The organism is Amycolatopsis thermoflava N1165 (assembly GCF_000473265.1).
GTDB lineage: Bacteria > Actinomycetota > Actinomycetes > Mycobacteriales > Pseudonocardiaceae > Amycolatopsis_E > Amycolatopsis_E thermoflava.
Genome location: NZ_KI421511.1, coordinates 2,943,773 through 2,964,728, shown reverse-complemented (window position 1 = coordinate 2,964,728; position 20,956 = coordinate 2,943,773). Strand labels below are relative to the sequence as shown.

The following is a 20,956-nucleotide window of genomic DNA, read 5'->3' as shown; positions in this document are numbered from 1 at the left end:
CGGGTGTCAAAGATCGAGTCCGAGGACCGCGGACCGGGAGCGCGACACACACAGCATGATCAGCTTTCCGTCCTGCCGTTCCTCGTCGGTCAGTACTTCGTCGTGGTGCTCCGGCTCGCCGTCGAGCACGGTCGCCTCGCACGTGCCGCACGTCCCGGTCCGGCACGACGAGAGCACCGGGATGCCGGCGGCCTCGACGGCTTCGAGCAGGCTTTTGTCGGCGGGCACCTCGATCGTGCGGTTGGACCGCCGCAGTTCGGCGACGAACGGGCGGGCGGAGTCGCCCGGCCGGACAGGGGTGAACCGTTCGACATGCAGCGTGCCCGCCGGCCAGGCCGCGCAGGCCTCCGTGACGGCGTCGATCAGCGGGGCCGGACCGCAGCAGTACACGGCTGTGCCTGGCCGCGGCTCGCCGAGGAGCGAATTCACCGGAAGCAGCCCGTGCTCGTCCTCCGGCCACAGCGTGACGCCCGGGCCGTCTACTTCGGAGCAGAACGCCATGTGCCGGCGTGACCGGCCGCCGTAGTAGAGGCTCCATTCCCGGCCCGCGCGCTTGACCTCTTCCAGCATTGGAAGCAAAGGCGTGATGCCGATACCGCCCGCGATGAAGACATACCGTTCCGCGGGAACCAGCGGGAACAGATTCTCGGGATCCGAAACGCGCAGCCGCCGGCCGACGGAAACGGAATCGTGCAACTTGTTCGAGACGACTCCGTTCGATTCCCGCCGGACCCCGATCCGCCAGGTGAACCGCTCGGACGTCGGCCCGCAGAGCGAATACTGACGAACGTCGCCGTCGACGTCGACTCCCACGTGCGCCCCCGGTGTCCATTCCGGCAGCGGGTCCCCGCCGGGGTCGGTCAGGTGAATGACCATCACGTCCTCGGCGGCCTCTTCTTTCGAGGTCACGACCAGTTCACGTGTCATGACGCCTCCTCCCGGCTCCGGTGCTGGGTGCTGCACGACTGCGAACCCGTGCAAGAGCCTCGGGCGACGCCGGAAGAGCCGCCATCCGGAGTCCCACTGCGCGGGAAAGGCCGATCCCGACCGGTGGGACTCGCGGTTGTCGGCCGATTGCCCAGCCGCACAAAATCGCCTCATCGCGCCAACGGTGACTGGAGGTCAATGATGACGCAGCAGGCTGCGTTCACGGACTTCAACCCGATGGAATCGCCGCATCGGGAGAATCCGCATCTGTTCTACAAGTGGTCGCGCACGGAACAGCCGATTTGCTTTTCACCGACGCTCAACGCGTACGTCGTGACGCGCTACGACGACATCAAGTCGATCGTCGACGACCCGGACACCTATTCGTCCAGCAACGCCATTCCGGTCCTGTGGCAGAATCCGGAACCCGTCGTCGAAGCACTCCACGGGATCATCCCGGAGGCGGCCACCGTCGTGAACACCGACGAACCACAGCACGCACCCTTGCGCAAGGTGCTCGATCACGCGTTCTCCGGCCGCCGCATCCGCCAGCGGCTTCCGCTCATGAGGACACGTTCGGCCGAACTTGTCGACCAGTTCGCGGGGGCACACCGGGCGGACCTCGTCAGCGCCTATGCCGACCCCTACGTGCAGTCGATCGTCAGCGACGTCTTCGGCATCCCCGCCGAGGACAACGACCGGGTGCAGGGCTGGACGAACGACTACCTCACTCTGCTGAACCCGATGGTCGACGTCGAGGAAAAGGTCGCCGCGGCACGGCGGATGCACGATTACGAGCGTTACATCGACGCGCTGGCGGAGGAGCGCCGGACCTCGCCGCGAGACGACTTCATGACCGACCTCGTGCACGGCACCGACATGGTTCCCGCGGTGAGCAGGGACGACCTGCACTACATGTTCCGCGGCCTGCGCTTCGCCGGGCACGACACCACACGCGATCTCATGACCAGCACGCTCCTGCTGCTGCTCGACAACGACCGCCGGTTGTGGGAGATGGTCCGCGCCGACCGCCCGGTGTTGCAGCAGGTCATCGAGGAGACGCTCCGGCGGGACGCGCCGCACCGCGGGCTCATGCGCGTGACCACCCGGGACGTGGAGATCGGTGGGACGCCGTTGCCGGCGGGGACGTCGTTGCTGCTGCTCTTCGGTTCGGCGAACCGGGACGACACCCGTTTCACCGCGCCGGACGAAGTCCGGCTCTCGCGGGCGAACATCCACGAGCACCTGGCGTTCGGCAGTGGCATTCACCAGTGCCCGGGCGCGCAGCTGGCGCGCACCGAAGTGCGCACGGCCATCGAAACCCTGCTCGACCGGCTACCGGACCTTCGCCTGGCACCCGGTTACGAGCCGTCCTACGTCGCGAGCTTCTTCTTCCGCGGCCTGGAACGGCTCGATGTCACCTGGTGACGGTGACACAGCTCAGGCCTGGTTCGCGCGCGGGGGCTGTGTGGCTGTAGTCACCCCGCCGCGGGTCTGGGGTGCTGCTCGAACTCGTACACGGCGTCGAGACCGAGATCGGCAAGAATGTTGGGTACGACGATCTCTGGGCCAGGTTGAGGAGGCGTGTCCGCCTGCAGCAGTCCGCAGGCCCTTGCTCTGCCGTCCGGCCGCAGGTAGATCACCACCCCGCGACCTGTTCTGCCGAACTCCGTGAGTGCGCGATCAAGGTTTCCTCGGCACGTGCACGAAACGGCTCCGAAGACGTCACCGCAAAGACATTCGGCGTGAACGTAGACGGGAACACGGCCATCGCCCGTTCCCGCGACCAGGGCCAGATACTCGTTGCCGGACAGGTACTCGCTGTAGCCCAGAGCGAGGAACCGTCCGAACGACGTGGGCAGTGTCGCCTCAGTGACGCGTGTGAACTGGGTTTCGTGGCGGAGCCGGTAATCGATGATGTCGGCAACGGACAAGTGCACGAGTCCGTGCTCGAGAGCGAAACGCGCTAGTTCGTCACCTTTGGCCATTTCGTTAGGCCGGTTCACGGACACGATCTCGCAGAGCGCTCCGGCGGGCGTGCGGCCCGCAAGCCGGGCCAGATCGACTGCCGCTTCGGTGTGACCGGGCCGTTCGAGAACTCCGCCCGCGCGTGCACGCAACGGTACGACGTGGCCCGGACGTGAAAAATCTTCCGGGTTCGCGTCGTCGGATCCCAAGGCGGCGATTGTGGCCGCACGGGACTTTGCGGAGATTCCTGTACCGGTGCCGACCAAGTCGACGGTCACCTGGTAGGCGGTGTGGTATCGATCTTGGTTGGCGTGGGTCATGGGGACCAGGTTGAGCCGGTCGCACGCCTCGCCGGCAAGGGCGACACAGAGGAAACCGGAAGTGTGCCTGACGGTGAAGGCGACCAGTTTTGGGGTCGCGAGTTCTGCCGCGAAGATGAGATCTCCCTCATTCTCCCGGTTTTGATCGTCGACGACTACCACCGGTCGCCCGGCGGCAATCGCGCTCAGGGCGGAGCGAACGCGCTTGTCGATTGCGCTCTGTGAACTCTTGGACATCCTATGTGTCTCCTCGCGACGATCACGAATGCCGGCTACGGGCGGCCGCCGTGCGGCACGGAAACGCGGACGGTCAGCAGATCGGACTCGTGTGTACTGGCCCGCGCAGCCGGGTCGAAGTCCGGAGCTGTGCACAGGAACAGCGTCCGACCGTCGTCCCCACCCAGCATGCATGCGTAGACACCGCTACCGACCTGTATTTCATCGACGATGTCCCCACCCTCCTGCACGCGGATCACCCTGCCGTTCAAGGCATCCGCTACCCACAACGCCCCCTCGGCGTCGAGACAGCAACCGTCGGGGGCGACCTTCACCTGACTCAGGACCGTGGCGAAATCCCCGGTCGGCACCTCCCCGAACTTCGCCCAGATCCGCTGATTCGTGAGCTGTCCGCTGTCTTCGATATCGAATGCGGTCATCCGGTTCGCGAAGGTCTCACCGACGACCAGCACGTTGTCGTCGGTGATGACGCTCCCGTTCGGAAAATGGAGGCCATCCGCGGCTTCGGCGACAGTGCCGTCGGGGTCCACCCTGACCAAGTTCGTCGGGATGGGATCAGCTCCAGCGCCGATGTCGAAGCCGAAGTTCCCCACGTAGGCGCGTCCGAGGCGATCGACGACCATGTCGTTGAGATTTCCGCTGACATGTCCACTCAGGTCCGCATGGACGACGACCCGGCCATCATGCTCTCGACGCAGCAACGTGAAGTCCCGGGCGGAAACCACGAGCAACCGGCCGTCGGGAAGCCAGCCAAGACCACCTGGTTGGTTCGGGACCTCGAGTTCGGTCCGGAGGCCGGTGCCGTCCGCGGCCGCGGAAAAAACGCGATTGGTGTAGAAGTCGGAGACCCAAATGCGGCCTTCATGCCAACGAGGGCATTCCAGAAACGACATTCCAGAGATAATGGTGGTCAGCGCGCTCATCGTTTACCGTGTCCTCTCATTGCGCTGAATTGCCCGGCTGTGTGAGCCGGTGTGATTGTGGACCGTGTTTCGCAGGTGCGGGCCGCGGTTCTGGCGGCCCGCCCACGTCCGGCTGCGTGTGGGGTCTGCGAACGGTGATGCCGGACTCAAGCCGATTGTCGCAGGATTGGGCTGAAGTGAGTTGTCGCAACTTGCGACAGTTCAATGTTCGGTAGTCCCCCGTTAGCCTTTTCGTGGTTGCTGATCAGGTCATGTCCCCGCTGGTGGTGTAAGTCTGGGTCTTGTTCGGCGTGGCTGAGCGCGTGGAGGGGGCCATCGCGTGAGTCTCTGCAGGAACCCGCCAAGGAACCCGTGGAGAGGCGTCACGCGATGGCCCTGGACCAGTCTGCCCTGCTTGAAGTACTCGATGCACTCAAGGTCGCCGATGTTGGTGATCGTGTCCGTCAGGCGGCGGAGACGATCTATCAGGCGCTGATCGAGGCCGAGCTCACCGAGGCGATCGGCGCTGGCCTGCACGAGCGCACCGAGAGCCGCACCGCCCAGCGCAATGGCCACCGGACCCGCACGCTGTCGACCACGGCTGGGGATCTGGAGTTGCGGATCCCGAAGCTGCGCACCGGGTCGTTCTTCCCGTCGTTGTTGGAGCGTCGGCGACGGGTGGATCAGGCGTTGTTCGCGGTGGTGATGGAGGCCTACCTGCACGGGGTGTCCACCCGCAAGGTCGACGATCTGGTGAAAGCCTTGGGTGCGGACACCGGCATCTCCAAGTCCGAGGTATCGAGGATCTGCGCTGATCTGGACACCGAGGTCGGCGCATTCCGGGACCGATCGCTGGGTGAGCAACATTTTCCCTACGTGTTCCTTGACACCACCTACTGCAAGACCCGGGTCAACCACCGCGTGGTGTCCCAGGCGGTGGTGATCGCCACCGGGGTCCGGGCCGACGGGTGGCGCGAGGTCCTCGGCTTCGCCGTCGGTGACTCCGAGGACGGGGCGTTCTGGACGGCGTTCCTCCGTTCGCTCAAGGCCCGCGGCCTGGGCGGGGTGCAGCTGGTCATCTCCGATGCCCACACCGGGCTGAAACAGGCCATCTCCGCGGTGTTGCTCGGCGCCGCCTGGCAGCGTTGCCGGGTGCATTTCCTGCGCAATGTGCTGGCCCAGGTCCCCAAAGGCAGCTCCGAGATGGTGGCAGCGGCGATCCGCACGATCTTCGCCCAGCCCGACGCCGCGCACGTCCGTGAACAGCTCGGTGTCATCGCCGGAATGCTCGGCCGGCAGTCGTCGAAGGTGGAGTCGATGCTGCGCGACGCCACCGAGGACCTGCTCGCGTTCGCCTCGTTCCCCACCGCGCACTGGAAGAAGATCTGGTCCACCAACCCCCTCGAACGGCTGAACAAGGAAGTCAAGCGCCGCACCGACGTCGTCGGCGTCTTTCCCAACCCCGAAGCCCTGCTCCGACTGGCCGGCGCGGTCCTGGTCGAGGCCCACGATGAATGGCAGGCCACCGACCGCCGCTACCTCGGCGAAGCCACCATGGCCCTGCTCACCACCCCACCAACCGAGGAAAAGGTAGCCACACCCGAGCTCATGACGGCATGATCTGAACCGCAGAGCCTCTCGCGCAACGACTTACACCACACGGCGGGACGTGACCTGCTGAATCAAGGAGCTGTGGCCGCCGGTTTGGTATGACTGATGCCCCGGTCGACGTTCCACGAGCTCACCAGCATGGGCCACTGCTCGTGGTGGTCGACCAGCCAGCCACGATCGGTGCGCTGCCGGTCGCGGTTGCCCGTGCAGCCGGTTGTCTACCGGGGCCAGGCCAAGACCGGTGCCCGGGATGCGTTCGTCATCGCCGACGCCGCCCGCTCGCTGCCACGCACGACACGGCCGGTCGACGTCTGCTCACTGGAGGTGATCATGGCTGCACTGGCCGAACGGACCGTCACGGCCCCGGCACTGCCGCCGCGGACACCGTGCTCCCGCGGCTAGCCGACAGCTTGAAACCGGGCTTGAGCAACTCACGCAGGTCGAGGAGATACTCGATGCGCACCCTCTTGCCCCGGTCCTGACCTCGATGCCGGCATCGGCGCCAGGAGCGCAGCCCGCATCTCGCTCGAGAACGGCGGTGCCTCAAACTTCACCAGCTCCAGCCACTTAGCCGCCTACGCCGGCATCGCCCCCGTCACCCGCAGCTCCGGCACCAGCATCAAAAGCGACCATCCAGCCCGGACCGGCAACCGCAAGCTCAAACCCGCGTTCTTCCTCGCCGCATCACCCGTAATGCCGGAAACGTCTTGTTGATGGCGAGTTGACCAAGTGGTGGCCGGAGAGTGCGGGCGTTGGGCGGCCCGGCCTCCTTTCGGTCAGTAAATGCTGGCGGAGAGATCGAGGCCGAGTGCTCTGATTTTTCGGTACAGGGTCGATCGCGCGATGCCCAGGGCAAGCGCTGCCTGGTGTTTGTTGCCTCCTGCCTCGCGTAAGGCCTGGAGAATCGTCTGCGCTTCGATCTGTTCCAAGGTGGCGAGCTGGCGCCGCGCGGCGCGGGCTACGTACTCGGGCGGAAGGTCGTCGGTACCGATCTTCGTAGCGCCGCTGCCAGTGACGGTGCGGCGCACCAAGGTCTTGAGCGAGTTGAGGTTGCCGGGCCACTCGAGTCGAGTCAGGGCCTGGACGACCTCCGGGGTCCACTCGACTGAGTTCTTCGCTCCCGCCACCTGTTCGGAGAACCGCGCGAGCAGGTCGGGGAAGTCGTCGAGGCGCTCGCGCAGCGGGGGAACCTCGAGGACGGACTCGAAGTGGTCGAGCAGGGCGTTGTGTGCGGCACGCTCGCCGGACCTGCGCTGGGCGGTGGCCAGTAGCCGTGCGGGCGGCGTGCGGCGCAGCGCGGCCAGTGTGGCGACAGCGGTTGACGGCTCCAACGAGTCAACGTGCCGTATGACCAGGACACAAGTGGGGTCCTCGAGTTGCACGTGGAGGTGCTGGACCCAGCGGCCGTCCCCCAGCGCCGCCGCGTCGATCGCATCCACGACACGGACAGCCTGTGCGTCCTGCAGCGCCTCCGCCACCGCGAGCCGCCCCGAACCCGGCTCGCCCACAACCAGCACCGGGCTGGTTCCGTTCCGTAGGCGGTGCGCCTGGAAGCACAGCGCGCGCCACTTCTCGGATCTGCCCACGAGGCCAGGCAGCAACACCGAACGCTTGGGAAGGGCGCCGGCTTCGGACTTGCGCCGAGTAGCGGATCCTTTTCGAAGGAACAGGATCGCGCCGGCGTCCGTGTCCTGCCCGGACAGGGGACAGCAGTCGACGCTGAGCACCTCGCCGTTCGGCAGTGTCAGGCTGGTCGGCCCGCTCCTGCGCTCACGGAGGCTGCGCCGCGCGTGCTCCCACAGCAGCGTTTGATCGACGCCGCCCAGCAGGCGAGCAGCGGCCGCGTTGGTGATGATGGTCGTCATGTCGAGCGCCACGATGGGGTGACGTACGTCCCGATTGTAGGTCGTGTAGGCCTCGAACAGGCGTTGTTCGCGCTGGCAGGCGCGGGCGCGCAGCGCCTCCTCGACCGCCGTGATCAGGTCGGTCACCCAGGACAGCATCAACGGAGTCGTGTCCGCCACCCGGCAGATCAACGAGACGCTTCCGAGCAGCGTTCGCCTGATCGGGTGGACGACCGGCGCGCTCGCGCAGCTGTACTGCTTGAACTTCTCGGAGAAGTGCTCGGGGCCCCGGATCAGCTCGGGCCTTCCGGTCAGCAATGTGACGAGCCCGGTGGTGCCGACCGTTGACTCATCCATCGTGAAACCGGCGGCGACGCCCTTCGCGTCAAGGTCCGCGGCCATTTCGTGGTCGCGCACCCATCGGCGCAGCAGGTTCCCGTCACGGTCAGTCAGTACCAGTGCGCACGCGCTCTGGTCGAGTGCTGCCGCTCGCTTCTCGACAATTGAGGTCACCGTTCGGGACAGGTAGTTGTCGAGCTCGATCTCGGAAAACTCCACGGGCGAGACGGCCTCCGGGGCCAGGCCTTGCAAGCGGGAGCGCCGCCACGACTCGTAAACGGTGGGACGAACGACCGAGGATGAATGGGTCGATACGTCAAGCGAGCTCGAAAAGATGTCGTCCCGCGCCTTGGCGGCTGTTCGAAGCCAGTCGTTCATCTCTTGGTTCCTTGACTCGAGCATCGTTGCCCGGTGGTGCTACCAGCGCATCCGGCCGCCGAGGGCCATCCGAGGCTGTCATCTCGCCTGGTCCTCCTCCCGTGCGCTGCGAGGAGCTTGGGGCCGTCACGCTGCGGCCCGGCGCCCACCTTGCCGTCGATGTTACCTCAGTCACGCCTCGCGCAGTGTCCCATAACGAGACAGTCAGAGGCGGCCTCCCTGGTTGTCGCAATTCGACACAGGTGCGGTCCGGGCGGCACATCGTCGCAGAATGCGACACAGTGAAGCGCGTCGTCGGTGACAGAGTTAACGGCGTCGAAAGTAGCGCGACACCCGATGGATACGTCGATCCATCTCAGCGGCAAGAACGTGGCAGGAATTTCCCTCGTCGCACCAGGAGGACGCCGAATCATGATCCCCAGTTTCCAGCTTCTTTTTCAGAATTCGGACGCGAACCAGTCCGATGCGGAGCTCTACCGCAAAGACCTCTACCTGGCTGAGCTGGCCGAGCCGCTCGGCTTCTCCGCCATCTGGTGCGTCGAGCACCACTTTGATGCGCAGTACTCGATGTGTCCCGACAACATGCAGCTGCTGTCCTACCTGGCTGCGAAGACGAACTCGATCGAGCTCGTCCCGGCGGCGGTGATCCTGCCATGGTGGACCCAGCCCCTCCGGGTCGCGGAGAAGATCGCGATGCTCGACATCCTCGCCGAGGGACGCGTGCGACTCGGTCTCGGTCGGGGCCTCTCGCGGATGGAGTACGCGTCGCTCGGCATGGACATGAACGAGGCGCGCGAGCGGTTCGACGAGTCCGCCGAGATGGTCCTCCGCGCCCTCGAGACGGGTGTCATGTCGGGCGACGGTCCGCTGTTCCCGCAGCCGTCAGCCCAGATCGCGCCCGCCCCGCCGCGGGGGTTCCGTGACCGCACGGTGTGCATTGCCATGTCGCCCGACTCTCTGGACGTCGCAGCGGAGCTTGGTGCCGCCATGGCGACCTTCGTCCAGTTCCCGATCGAGAAGCACGCCCCGCTGATCGAGTCCTACCGGGAATCCTTCCGCAAGAAGCAGGGCCGCGAGGCGCCTGCTCCGACGCTGACCGAGTTCGTCTACTGCGCGGAGGACCCCGAGGAGGCCAAGCAGACCGCGACGGAGTACATCTCGCGCTACTTCATCCAGGTCATGCGCCACTACGAGTTCGGCGGGACGCATTTCGCCGGCACGGCGGGCTACGAGTCCTACAACGCGGTGGCCGAGGTCATCCGCGAGGCCGGCCAGGAAGCCTCCGCCGCCGCCTATGTCGACGCGCAGACGTGGGGTACGCCCGAGCAGATCATCGAGAAGGTGCGGGCGCGACGTGCCGTGATCGGCGACTACCACCTGAACTGCGCGTTCACCTACGCCGGTCTGCCGCATGACAAGGCCGAGGCGAGCATGCGGTTGTTCGCCGAGAAGGTCATCCCGGTGTTGAAGGATCTCTGACCAGTTCTGCGGCTCGTGGCCGGCCGCGCGGACTCAGTTCCCGACGACCGGCCCCAGCGCCGCGCGAAGCCGCTGCCACCCACAGCGCCGGCGAGGCCGCGGCGGACCACCGATCAACTCTTGAGGACAATCATGCCCAGTGTCGAGTCCGACGCGTTGCGCGTCCACTTCAATTCCTTCACCGAGCGTCTCGCCGCCAACCCTGACGCCGATCTCGCGACCATCCGGGCAATGCTCGAGGAACTGCACGCCCGCAGCGCCGAGCCGACGGATGTCACCTACGCGGAGGTGAACGTCGGCAAGTGTGCCGGCATCGTGTGCACACCCACGAAACACACGGCCAGGGGTGCCGTGCTCTACCTGCACGGTGGTGGGTTCGTCGGCAGCTCGATGCACACGCACCGGAAGCTGGGCGGACACCTGGCCCGTCTCCTCGGTGCGCCGGTTCTTGTCCTTGACTACCGGCTGGCGCCCGAGGCTCCCTTCCCGGCGGCGCTCGACGACGCGGCCGCTGCCGTGGAGTGGCTCGTCGGCCAGGGATTCGCTCCGGAGGACATCGCATTCGCCGGCGACTCGGCAGGCGGCAACCTGGTCACAGCCCTCGCGGTCCGGCTTCGTGACCAGGGCCTGCCGCTTCCGGCCGCCATCGTGGCCTTCTCACCGTGGCTCGACCTCACGTGCACGGGCCCGACGTTCGAGACCAATGCGGCGAGCGACGCGTTCGTGCAGCGGCCGGTCGCGGAGAACATGGCCACCATGTACCTGAACGGGACCTCGCCGACGGACCCCTTGGCGAGCCCGCTCCATGCCGAGCTCCGGGGGCTGCCGCCGATCTACGTGGCCTACGGCGACCAGGAAACGTTGCAGAGCGACAGCGAGCGGTTCGTAGCACGTGCCCGGGCAGCCGGTGTCGACGTCACCGCCGAACTCTCGCCCGGCATGCAGCATGTCTACATTCTCATGGTCGGACGTGCGCCTGAGGCGGATGCCACGGTCGCCAATGCCGCCGCTTGGCTGGCTACCAGGTGGGGGAAGCAATGAGCACTCCCGTACAGACGGAGCTGACCCAGCCCGCCGGCACAGCCGACCTCCGACGTGTCTTCGGAGCCTTTCCCAGTGGCGTCGTCTCGGTGTGCGCGCTGGTGGACGGGAACGCCGTCGGGATGGCGTTCAGCTCCTTCACCTCGGTCTCCCTCGACCCGCCACTGGTTTCGATCTGCCCTGCCCACAGCTCTCGCACGTGGCCATCGCTGCGCCGAGCTCCCCGACTCGGGGTGAGCGTGCTCGGGGTTTCGCAGGCGGAGACGGCGCGCAGGCTCTCGTCGCGGAATGGAGACCGCTTCGCGGATCTGGAGGTCGCGAGCAGCGAGGACGGAGCACTGTTCCTGCCGGACGCGGCCGCTTGGATCGACTGCACCGTGGAGGCCGAGCTGCGGGGCGGAGACCACGATGTCGTGCTGCTCCGTGTACAGCGAATGGCGATGCCGAGCGACGTCGACCCCCTGGTGTTCCACGCCTCTTCCTTCCACCGGTTGGACCCGCTGGCCGGCTCCGGCAGAGGGTGACTGCTGCCACGAAAGCAATCGAAGTCGAGTTCACCAATAGCGATGTGACTGTAGGAGGACATCATGGCTGGAAGGGTTGAAGGCAAAGTCGCCTTCATCACCGGTGCTGCGCGCGGGCAGGGCCGGTCACACGCGCTGCGATTGGCGCAGGAGGGCGCCGACATCATCGCGATCGACGTCTGCCGGCGAGTGCCGTACGAGGTGAGCGCCGCGGCGACCGAAGAGGACCTTGCCGAGACGGAGCGGCAGGTGAAAGGTCTGGGCCGGCGTATCGTCGCGAAGCAGGCGGATGTGCGCGATTTCGACGCCGTGAAGGCCGCGGTGGAGGAAGGCGTCAGTATTCTCGGGCGGTTGGACATCGTCAGCGCGAACGCTGGGGTCGTGGGCACCCCGACCACCACGGAGTCGCTCCCCGAAGACGAGTGGCGCACGATGATCGACATCAACCTCACCGGCGTGTGGCACACCGTCAAGGCAGCGATCCCCAGCCTCAAGAACGCTGGTCGTGGGGGCTCGATCATCCTTACCAGTTCGGTCGCAGGCCTCCGTGGATACGCCAACATGGCGCACTACGTGTCGGCCAAACACGGGGTTGTCGGGTTGACCCGCACACTCGCGATGGAACTGGCAGCCGACAGTATCAGGGTCAACAGCCTGCATCCCACGCAAGTCAACACCGACATGATCCATAACCAGCCCATCTACGACCTGTTCGCGGGTAAGCAGGGCGCCACGAAGGCGGAGTTCGCGGCGGCGTCGAGCAGGCTGCAGATGTTGCCTGTCCCGTGGGTGGAGCCGGTCGACATTTCCAACGCACTCCTCTTCCTGGCAAGTGACGAGGCCCGGTACATCACTGGCGCGGCGCTCGCCATCGACGCGGGGAGCAGCCTGCTCTGATCGATCTGGAAGCGATCGTCACCGGAGGAGCATCATGCTCAAAGCGATCCTCATCGACCGAAGCAATACCGACTACCAGGCCGAGGTGCGGAACCTCGGGGAAGAGGAGTTGCCCGACGGCGATGTGACCGTGCGGATCGTCTACAGCAGCCTCAACTACAAGGACGCACTTGCCATCACCGGTAAGGGGCCCGTCGTCCGCAGCTTTCCGATGGTGCCTGGCATCGATCTGGCCGGCGTCGTCGAGTCCAGCGGCGACCCGGGCTATGCGCCAGGTGACCACGTCCTGCTGAACGGCTGGGGCATCGGAGAGACGCACTGGGGTGGGCTCGCTCAGCGGGCCCGGGTGCGCGGAGAGTGGCTCATCCCGCTGCCTGCTGGACTCGACGAAAGGCAAGCCATGGCCGTCGGGACCGCAGGATACACGGCGATGTTGTGCCTCATGGCTCTGGAGAGCAATGGCCTCACACCGGAAGACGGCGAGGTTCTCGTCACCGGCGCCAGCGGTGGAGTCGGTAGCTTCGCGGTCTCGTTGCTGGCTCGACGCGGCTATTCGGTGGTCGCCGCGACCGGACGGCCATCCGAGGCGGGTTACCTGCAGCGGTTGGGAGCCGGCGCGGTCATCGACCGGGCCGAGCTGTCCGAGCCCGGACGTCCGCTCACCAAGGAGCGATGGGCCGCGGCGATCGATTCGGTAGGCAGCCATACCCTCGCCAACGTGTGTGCCGCGACCCGCTCGGAGGGCCTCGTTGCGGCTTGCGGAATGGCGCAGGGTTTGGATTTCCCCGCGTCGGTCGCGCCTTTCATTCTGCGGGGAGTGCGCCTGCTGGGCGTCAACAGCGTCACTCAGCCCTACACCCGCCGCAAGACCGCGTGGGAGAGGCTGAGCCGCGAGCTTCACCTGGCGCACTTGGAGGACATCAGCCAGGAGATCGGGTTGAGCGAGGCGATCCCGGCAGCGTCGAAGCTGCTTGACGGCCGGATCAGAGGCCGGATCGTCGTCGACGTGAACAACTGACCAGGGGTTGGGGAGGGGTGCCTGTGCTCTGGAGATTGTGCAGACGGTACGCGCCTGGCACATGTGGAGACCTGCCGTCAAAGCTCGCTGAACGCAGGCATTCCCGTACGTCCATCCGGCGCCGCCGGACATCGCCGCAGAAACCAGGCTGTCGTGGTCGCGGCCCCGCTCGAGTGCGATCCCAGGTCGGCTCGTTTTGTCGACCAGTTGGGGGGCAAGGGGCCAGCTGAGTCTTCCGGATCCTGCTTTGGCGTTGTGAGCCGATGCTCGCCGCCATGGAAGCGGCCTTTCCGGGGTGCTTGGCGGCCTCTTCGCGTTCATCGTGCTTCAGCAGAGCGAAGCCGAGGTCGACGCGCAGGCAGATCTGGGCTCGGGTGAACGTTGGGTCCAGTCTGCCGAGCGCCGAGGTGAGCACCTGGATTGCTTCGGGTTCCCCCACCTGCGCGAGACCGTGACCGCGCCATCAGGCGACGTGGGGTCGTCGAGGGCAAGCTACGGTTCTGCGGGCTCGTTGCCGCTCGGCGGCAGGCGCCGTGCTGCTCGATGTGGTCACGCCGGCGGGCTTCAAGGCCCGTTCGAGCCATCACCCTAGGTGACTCGCATCGAAGGCCGCCGCAGCCAATGATCAACATCGTTGATCCGACTGAAGTTGTTTCCGCTGGCCAGAACCGGTGGGCCGGGCGGGGCTCGAACCCGCGGCCAAGGGATTATGAGAGTCCGAAATCACCCGGCAGGAGGAGAGCCTGCAGGCAGCGGAAGGCTGAGGTCCGTGAAGCTGGGCAGCGCTGGCATGAGGTGACGATCGTTCATGGACAAGTTCATGGACAGGATCCCGGGCGGGCCTCGTGCTTCTCGCGCTTCACCGGTCAGGGGAGAAGGTGAGGTGGACGGTGGCGACGTAGCGGGGCACGCGGCTGTCGAGGTGGACGTCGAACGCGTCGGGGGTGAAGTTGGAGATGGTGGCGGTGACGGGGGCGAGGTAGCTGGTCGCGGTGAAGCTGCCGTCTGCGTTGTACTTCCACGGGCCGAGGTCTTTGCCGCCGCCGGGGCGGAGGAGTTCGCGGTAGGTGGTGATCATCGACTCGAGTGTTTCGTCGGGGTCGCTGACGTTGTGGATGTTGGCTTCGTAGGCGTCCCCGTTGGGGAAGTAGCGGATCAGTTCGACGCGGTTGGGGTCGGCGGAGATCCGGCCGGCGTAGAGACCGTCGAAGCGTGGAGCGAACGCTGCGTGTTGCTCGGGGGGGAGGTGTGCCGGTCGCCCCGGAGCAGCCGGTGAGGGCGAAAACTCCGATGACGGCGACAGCGGCTCGGCGAACTCGGCTCTTCATGCTGCTCCGGGGGTGTGGTTTCCGTGCCCATCCCGGTGAATGGGCAGCGTACTGGTCAGAGGGTGGCGCTCGGTGGGAAGTTGTCGACGGCGTCGGCGATGGCTTGGGCCAGCGCCTGGTAGTACGCCGCGTTGGGCTGGTTGTTGGTCAGGTAGGCGGGGTTGATCTGGTTGGGGTGGTTGCCGGCGGTGTCAGCAACGGCCTGATCGAGGTCGACGTACTCGTCGGCGCCGAAGCGGGTGAAGTTGGCCCGGATGTCGTTGTTGAGAGCGACGCGCAGGGCTTCCCGCGGGTCGGCGGTGGTCAGTCCGAGTGGCGGGATGGTGGTGATGATGGCGTGCAGGGGCGTGCCGTCAGGCCGGAAGCTGCGCTTGAGTGAGTAGCCGTTGCTGGGGTTGCTGTTGAACAGGCTGAGCAGGTTCGCTTCGATTTCGGTGAGAGGCTCGTTGTTGAGGATGTCGTTGGCACCGAGGGACATGATGACGGTCCGGAGGTTGGGTTGGGCGAGTAGTGCCTGGTTGAGGGCGGTGTTCGAGCTGCCGGGCACGAGCTGGCCGCCGTTGCCGCTGGTGTTGCCGACGGTGAAGGCGCTGGGTGCGCCGGGGGTCGGGTTCGGTTGTTGTGCCGCTGGGCCGTCCCAGAGAGCGGTGACGTCGAGACCGTTGAACGCGTTCTGGTAGACGCGGACGTCGGAGATCGCGCCGTCGAGGTAGTTGGCGGCGGCTCCGGCCGCCTTGCCACGGCCGATGGCGAACGTGCCGCTGAGGTTCGGCGACGTGGTGGTGGCGACACTGCTCTGATACGCGCCGTTGACGTAGAGGGTCATGGCCTGCGTGCTGGCGTCGAAGGTGCCGACCACATTGGTCCAGGTCCCGGTCTGCGGGGCGGCCTTGGACAGGGCGCGGACGACGGCGGAGTTGGCGGTGTTGTCGATGACCCGGGTGAAGGCCCACCGGTCGTTGGCTTTGTCGTACTGCAGGGAGAAGCCGCTGTTCTGGCCGCCGTCCTGGCTGACGATGGTCTGGGTCGTGGCGTTGGTGTCGAGCTTGACCCAGGCGGAGACGGTGAAGCTGCGCGCGGTGTTCAGCACCGCGGAGGTGGTGATCGCGCCGCTCGTGCCGTCGAACTGCGCGCTTCCGGCGGAACTGCCGGCGCCGGTCGGGTTCCAGGTGACCCCGCCGCCCAGTGTGGCGGGGTGCAGTCCGGCGGAGTCGCCGGCGGTGGTGCCGGTGCCGTCGGCGAGCTTCCACCAGTTGCGGGCGGGCATGCCGGCCCGGCTGATGTTCACGACGCTGCCGGGCAGGCTCGCCCCGAGGATGCCCGGGAGGCAGTCGACCCAGGTTCTCTGGTCGGTCCGGCCGGCGGTGGGGGCGCCGACGGCGGCGGTCTGGTCACTGAGGATGGCGACGGTCCCGGCCGTCGGGTCGGTGGTCGTGACCTCGAGACCGGTCAGGTAGAAGTCGCTGGTCAATGTGGTCGTGTAAGGGGTGCCGGACGTGTCGGTGGTGGTGTTGCCGTTGGCGAGGTAGGTAGGGGCGTTGGCCGCGGTGTGGACCGGTGCTTGGGGAACCGGATTGGGAAGGTGGAGGCTGACGACGAGATTGCCGCTTCCGCCGGTTGTGGCGGGGAAGTCGACAGGGTCGCTGAGGACTTCGCCGCCAGCCGGGAGGGTGACGCTCGTGTTGCCCGCGAAGGTGAGCGAGACCGGTGCGGCGAGCGTGCCCGCACCGCTGCCAGTGGTTCCCGCCTGAGCGGCGATGGTCGCGGCGTCGATGGTGACGGTCGCAGTTGTCAGCTGCGGCGGTGAGGCCATGCCTGCCCCGGTGTTGGACAGCCGGATCCGGGCTTTGGCGCCTGTCTCGTTCGGGCGGACGATCATGCGGATCGTCTGGTTGCCGAACCCCGCGCCGCCGGGGGGAACCACCGCGGCGTCGACGGGCGCGGCCCAGGACCCGAGCCACCCGGATGCTCCCGCAGGGATCGGACCGCCGGACGCCGGTCGTGGTGCCATGGCGAAGACGTGCAGTGCGGCGGTGATGGGGTCACCTGTGTTGCAGGTCTCGGTGAGCATCCCGGTGCCGGTGTAGGGCAGAGTTACCTTCTGGACGGTCTTGGTCGGATCGGCGGGCAGGAAGATCGTGTAGAGCTTGCCGGCCCGGCCGCTCATTGGAATGCCGTTCTCGTTGTCGATGTAGGACAGCACGGTGGTTGCCGAGTTGCCGTCGCCGTAGACCCAGTCCGGCACCGACGGCACCGTGGGCCTGCTGGTTGTGCCGTCGGTGTAGGTGATGACCGCTCCGGCCGCCGGGCTGGTCCCGCAGGTGCTGGCCGCGAGCAGGCCGACCGCGTTGGCCTTGATCTGCTGCCCGGCGGGGAAGGGAATGGTCTGCCCGGCGGCAATCACGTTGTCGTAGCCGCCGTTGGAGGCCGGCATCGTGAAGGTTGCGCCGTTGACGGTCACATTCGCTCCGGGTGCGAGGCCGGCGGCGTTCATTGCCGCGCTGGAGAGGGCGTTGCCGCCCCACAGGTCGAGGTTGGCGGGGGTGGTGTTGTCGATCGCGATGCCGTCGTTGTTCATCGCCGCGGAGAAGCTGGCGGCGGTGACGTTGTTGATGGCGGCGAGGGTGAGGTAGTCGATGCCGGCCTGGTAGCCGCTGGAGCTCGGATTCTTGCCCACGACCGTGACCGTGAGGACGTGTGTTCCAGCGGTGAGGTGCACACCGCCGAGCGGCCGGTAGGTCCAGGTGCTCGCGGCGCTGTAGGTGTCGACCGGGGTCGTCTTGGTGTCCCCGAGCACGATGGAGTCGTCGAGCACGAACGAGAGTTGGCCGTAGTTCGCACGCTGTGTCAGGTTGACGCCGAGCGCGTAGTCGGCTTCGACCGGGGCTGTCACGGTGAGAGTGAAAGCCTGGTTCACCGCCGTCGCGGGGTAGAGCAGTTGCGCGCCGCCCCGCCAGCTCGAGCCGTTGTTGCTGGCCTCAGGAGCCGGTGTGATGGTGCTGCCGGGGGCGGCGGCCGCTTGGGCGAGCTGCGGAGATTCCACGTCGATCTGGTTGCTGGGCCTGAGGAACACGTTGTCGATCCCGGCCATGTATCGGCTGCCGGTGGAGGACGGGTTGCTGCCCGCCACGGTGATCTTCAGCGTGTGGGTTCCTGCGGTGAGGTAGGCGCCGCCCAGGCTCTGGTATCGCGTGACGACCGTTGAGCTATATGCGTCGACCGGTGTGGCGCTGGGCAGGCCCAGCGATTTCCCGTCGAGGGTGAAGGTCAACTTCCCGTAGTCGGGCGCCTTCGTGAGGTTGACGGCCAGGTCGTAGTTGGCGGTGGTGGGCGCGTTCAGCGTGAGCGTGAAGCTCTGTCCCGCTGCGTTTCCCTGGAACCACAGCTGCTTGCCACCCGACCAAGACAGGCCACAGCAGTTTCCTTGCGCGCCGACCGTGATGTTCTGGCCGGCCGGCTGGCTGACGGGCAGGTTCTCGGCCTCGAACCAGCCACCCACGCCGGCGACCGGCGGCGCGACGTAGAACGTGTAGGGCTGGGACTCGGGCGAGAGGTTGTGTGCGTGGTCGAAGCTGCGCACGTACAGGGTGTGGTAGCCGACGCTCAGTCCGGTCGGTAGCACGAGTGCGGCCCACCCGGTGGAGTCGGCGGCGATGTAACCGCCGTTGGTGCCGAAGTTCTTGGTGTAGTTGCAGTCGGTGGTGATCGGTGCGGACTCGGTGCCGGCACCGGACAGTGTCCAGGTGAAGCCGGCGATGTTGGACGCCCCGTTCGCGGAGAAGTACACGGTTTCGGGATTGTTGCTCGGCTGTCCCCAGTAGTTGCTGGGGTAGTCGTAGCTGTTGATGTACGGGGTCTGTGTCGGTGGGGCGAGGCGGGTGAAGCTGTACCACGGGCTGTAGGCGCCGGCCCAGATCTCGTGACTGGCGGGGTTGGTGTTGCCGACGTTCGTGGAGACATTGACCCGGAACTTGTAGTCACCGCTGGCCAATGAGACCGGTTCGGTCCACCGGCCGGTGGTTCCGGAGGCGATGGTGATGGGGCCGCCGGTGGCGACCGTGGAGGTGCCCGCGCCGTTGAAGAGGTCGAACCAGAGCTGTGGGTTGAGCGGCGGGTTGTTGTTGTCGGTCGCGGTCGCCGTCAGGGTCGGTCGCGCGTCGGAGGTGTAGACACGCCCGTTGCAGTTGACCGCGTTGGACACGGCAAGACCGGTGGCCGGGTTGGGCGGGTAGCTGTAGTTGACCACCAGAGTGGGGTTGTTGGCGAACTGCTTCCACTGGTACTGGTTGCCCTCGTCCGGCGCGCGCAGCTGGAGCGTGAGGTTGGGCCACGCGTTGTCGGCCGCGGTTTGTGCGGCTGAGGTGACGTCGAAGATGACGTTGTTCGGGCCGCCGCAGTTGGTTCCGGCGGCGGAGAACTGCCGGTTGATGAAGGGCCCTTCGGGTCCGGGCCACCGCGTGTTGTCGTCGATGACACCGGCAAGGTTGACGTCAACGGGTTCGGCGACGCAGTTGTGCGCGCCCCACACCTGGTTCGCGTAGAACTGGGCGCTGAACACCGTCGCAACGCGGCCGTTGGGACGGCCTGCGATGTCCTGTGTACCCATGCGGAAGTAGGAGCGTGCGATGGTCAGGCCGTTGCATCCGGCCCAACTGCCGCAGTACCCGACCTGGGCGAGCTGGTTCTGGTTGATGTAGTACCACCCGTTGGCCGTGACCTCGACCCAGAACTCCTCACCTCGGCTCATCGACGGATCGATGTAGACGGGGTAGGTGACGTCGGGACCGGTCAGCGCGTCCGTCTCAGGGTTGATCACGACATCGACCGTCGAGGACGCTGTGGCGGCGCGAGCGGAGGCGCTCGTCACCGGAGTGGCCGAGGCGGGAATCGGGGTGATGTGACCGGTGCCGGGATCGGTGGCGCTGGGCGGCAGGCCCGCGCTCGGATCATGGGTGGAGTCCCACATCAACGGTGTCGCGCCGCGGAAAACTACGGCGCCGGCCGCGTCGGTGGCGACGAGGGCGCCGTTGCGGTCGGCGCTCAGCGTGAGGTTGGTAGCGGTGGCGGTGAGGTGCAGGTCGGTCAGGGCGGGGTTGGCCGCGGCCTCTGCGTCGTGCACCACCAGCACCTGCGAGTAGCTGCTGGCTTCCGCGGTCAGCCGTAGATCCACGCCGGGAAACACGTCGGCGTACGTCGCCGTGGCGCCGTCTACGTGCGGCACCGGCAGGCTCTCCGGCCAGGAGAACGTCAGCCGCCCGTCGCCCTCGGTCAAGGTGATCAGCGGGGCGTCTCCGCCGCCCGAGAACGCGACGTTCTCCGCTGTCGCCGCCGGCGCGAGAGTGCCCTGCGCGGTGGGGTGCAACGTGGTGTCGATGGGGACCCAGGTGCCGTTCTTCTTGGCCCGGACGGGAACGCGGTTGGTCGTCGAGGTGAACGTGCCATCGGGATTAGCCAGCACCTGGCGGGTCCCGGTCGTGTACTCGGTGACCTCCACTGGGTTTCCCGTCCGGACGGCCTCGTCTGACGCGGTCGGAGCAGTGACCGGGGCGTCCGGGGGATCCAGTGTCGGTGCTGGAGGTGCGCCCTCGTCCACAGGGGTGACCGGCTGAAGCTCGGTCGGCAAGGTCTGAGCCGGCGGATTCGCCGGGGCGGGCGGCGGCGCCGCCGGGTTGAACGGCTCCTTCGCATCCGCCACGGGCGACAGGAGACCGACAGCGAGAGCCGAGGAAAGCGCACTGATGAGAATCCTGACCGGAAGTCGTCTTCTTCGCGCAGGGTCTTTCATCACGCGCTTTTTCATGGGTTCCCCAGAGGCGTCGAATTGCCAGAGAAAAGACAGCTTTGACACGCTAACTGTCACGAACGGGCTTTCCTACGGCCGAAAGAGTGAATCATGGGAGAGCTGTGATCTACTCTCGCCAACGGTCTGTTACGTACCACTTAGCGCTAGTTGTCCGAGTTAGGCGGGACGTTTGCCCGGTTTGGACACGGATTCATAACGAGCTGTAACGTCTCAGGCGGCTCTGAAGATCACTAGTTTCGGCGAGCCCGGCTCCATTGTTCGCCGCATTCGTCTGTTCGGCGTAAAGAGGGGTCCGATGGCAAATCCATTGCGTCGCGAGGCCGGAAGAGTGCGCGGAAAG

General features: G+C 66.5%; 13 protein-coding genes and 1 pseudogene. 8 read left to right on the top strand and 6 right to left on the bottom strand.

The genetic code is table 11. From position 1 onward, the window contains the following. Positions 1-6 precede the first annotated feature (6 nt). Positions 7-927: a PDR/VanB family oxidoreductase gene (locus AMYTH_RS0114865; RefSeq protein ID WP_027930991.1), complete on the bottom strand. Its 921-nt coding sequence runs from the start codon at positions 925-927 to the stop codon at positions 7-9. 27 nt (positions 928-954) lie between these two features. Between AMYTH_RS0114865 and AMYTH_RS0114860 the strand changes: the two genes are divergently transcribed. Then, positions 955-2,355, top strand: coding sequence for a cytochrome P450 (locus AMYTH_RS0114860; protein ID WP_228684767.1), 1,401 nt, complete (start codon positions 955-957; stop codon positions 2,353-2,355). Positions 2,356-2,405: 50 nt separating this feature from the next. Here the strand turns inward: AMYTH_RS0114860 and ribB are convergent, their stop codons facing one another. Both ribB and AMYTH_RS0114850 read right to left on the bottom strand, forming a co-directional pair. Next, positions 2,406-3,452 carry a 3,4-dihydroxy-2-butanone-4-phosphate synthase gene (gene ribB / locus AMYTH_RS44865; protein WP_051362679.1) on the bottom strand — a complete coding sequence of 349 codons (1,047 nt, stop codon included), beginning with the start codon at positions 3,450-3,452 and terminating at the stop codon, positions 2,406-2,408. A 35-nt stretch (positions 3,453-3,487) separates the two neighbouring features. Continuing rightward, a complete protein-coding gene (locus tag AMYTH_RS0114850) occupies positions 3,488-4,375 on the bottom strand; it encodes an SMP-30/gluconolactonase/LRE family protein (protein WP_027930989.1) in 888 nt (295 codons plus the stop codon). 369 nt (positions 4,376-4,744) lie between these two features. On the opposite strand from AMYTH_RS0114850, the gene AMYTH_RS0114845 reads away from it, so the two are divergent. Further along, positions 4,745-5,974 carry an IS256 family transposase gene (locus tag AMYTH_RS0114845; protein ID WP_037322544.1) on the top strand — a complete coding sequence of 410 codons (1,230 nt, stop codon included), beginning with the start codon at positions 4,745-4,747 and terminating at the stop codon, positions 5,972-5,974. A 128-nt stretch (positions 5,975-6,102) separates the two neighbouring features. Next, a pseudogene (locus AMYTH_RS51210) lies at positions 6,103-6,649 on the top strand (transposase); the annotation flags it as partial. 92 nt (positions 6,650-6,741) lie between these two features. Here AMYTH_RS51210 and AMYTH_RS0114835 read toward each other — a convergent pair. Next, positions 6,742-8,526, bottom strand: a complete 1,785-nt coding sequence (locus AMYTH_RS0114835) for a sigma-54-dependent Fis family transcriptional regulator (protein WP_027930986.1) — start codon at positions 8,524-8,526, stop codon at positions 6,742-6,744. A gap of 336 nt (positions 8,527-8,862) precedes the next feature. Between AMYTH_RS0114835 and AMYTH_RS0114830 the strand changes: the two genes are divergently transcribed. The 5 genes from AMYTH_RS0114830 to acuI all read left to right on the top strand — a co-directional run bounded on the left by AMYTH_RS0114830 (position 8,863) and on the right by acuI (position 13,485). Then, positions 8,863-10,005, top strand: a complete 1,143-nt coding sequence (locus AMYTH_RS0114830) for an LLM class flavin-dependent oxidoreductase (RefSeq protein WP_228684765.1) — start codon at positions 8,863-8,865, stop codon at positions 10,003-10,005. 132 nt (positions 10,006-10,137) lie between these two features. After that, on the top strand, positions 10,138-11,046 hold the full coding sequence (locus AMYTH_RS0114825) for an alpha/beta hydrolase (protein ID WP_037322543.1): 909 nt from the start codon (positions 10,138-10,140) through the stop codon (positions 11,044-11,046). After that, complete coding sequence (locus AMYTH_RS0114820; protein ID WP_051362678.1) at positions 11,043-11,570, top strand: flavin reductase family protein; 528 nt, start codon at positions 11,043-11,045, stop codon at positions 11,568-11,570. Before AMYTH_RS0114825 ends, AMYTH_RS0114820 begins: the two co-directional genes overlap by 4 nt. Before the next feature lie 63 nt (positions 11,571-11,633). Next, positions 11,634-12,467, top strand: coding sequence for a mycofactocin-coupled SDR family oxidoreductase (locus AMYTH_RS0114815; protein WP_027930982.1), 834 nt, complete (start codon positions 11,634-11,636; stop codon positions 12,465-12,467). Positions 12,468-12,501: 34 nt separating this feature from the next. Then, positions 12,502-13,485 carry an acrylyl-CoA reductase (NADPH) gene (gene acuI / locus AMYTH_RS0114810; protein WP_027930981.1) on the top strand — a complete coding sequence of 328 codons (984 nt, stop codon included), beginning with the start codon at positions 12,502-12,504 and terminating at the stop codon, positions 13,483-13,485. 859 nt (positions 13,486-14,344) lie between these two features. Here the strand turns inward: acuI and AMYTH_RS0114805 are convergent. Together AMYTH_RS0114805 and AMYTH_RS44855 are read right to left on the bottom strand one after the other, a co-directional pair. After that, positions 14,345-14,563, bottom strand: coding sequence for a hypothetical protein (locus tag AMYTH_RS0114805; RefSeq protein WP_027930980.1), 219 nt, complete (start codon positions 14,561-14,563; stop codon positions 14,345-14,347). Between the two features lie 305 nt (positions 14,564-14,868). Continuing rightward, positions 14,869-20,613 carry a LamG-like jellyroll fold domain-containing protein gene (locus tag AMYTH_RS44855; RefSeq protein WP_084022590.1) on the bottom strand — a complete coding sequence of 1,915 codons (5,745 nt, stop codon included), beginning with the start codon at positions 20,611-20,613 and terminating at the stop codon, positions 14,869-14,871. Between the last annotated feature and the right edge of the window lie 343 nt (positions 20,614-20,956).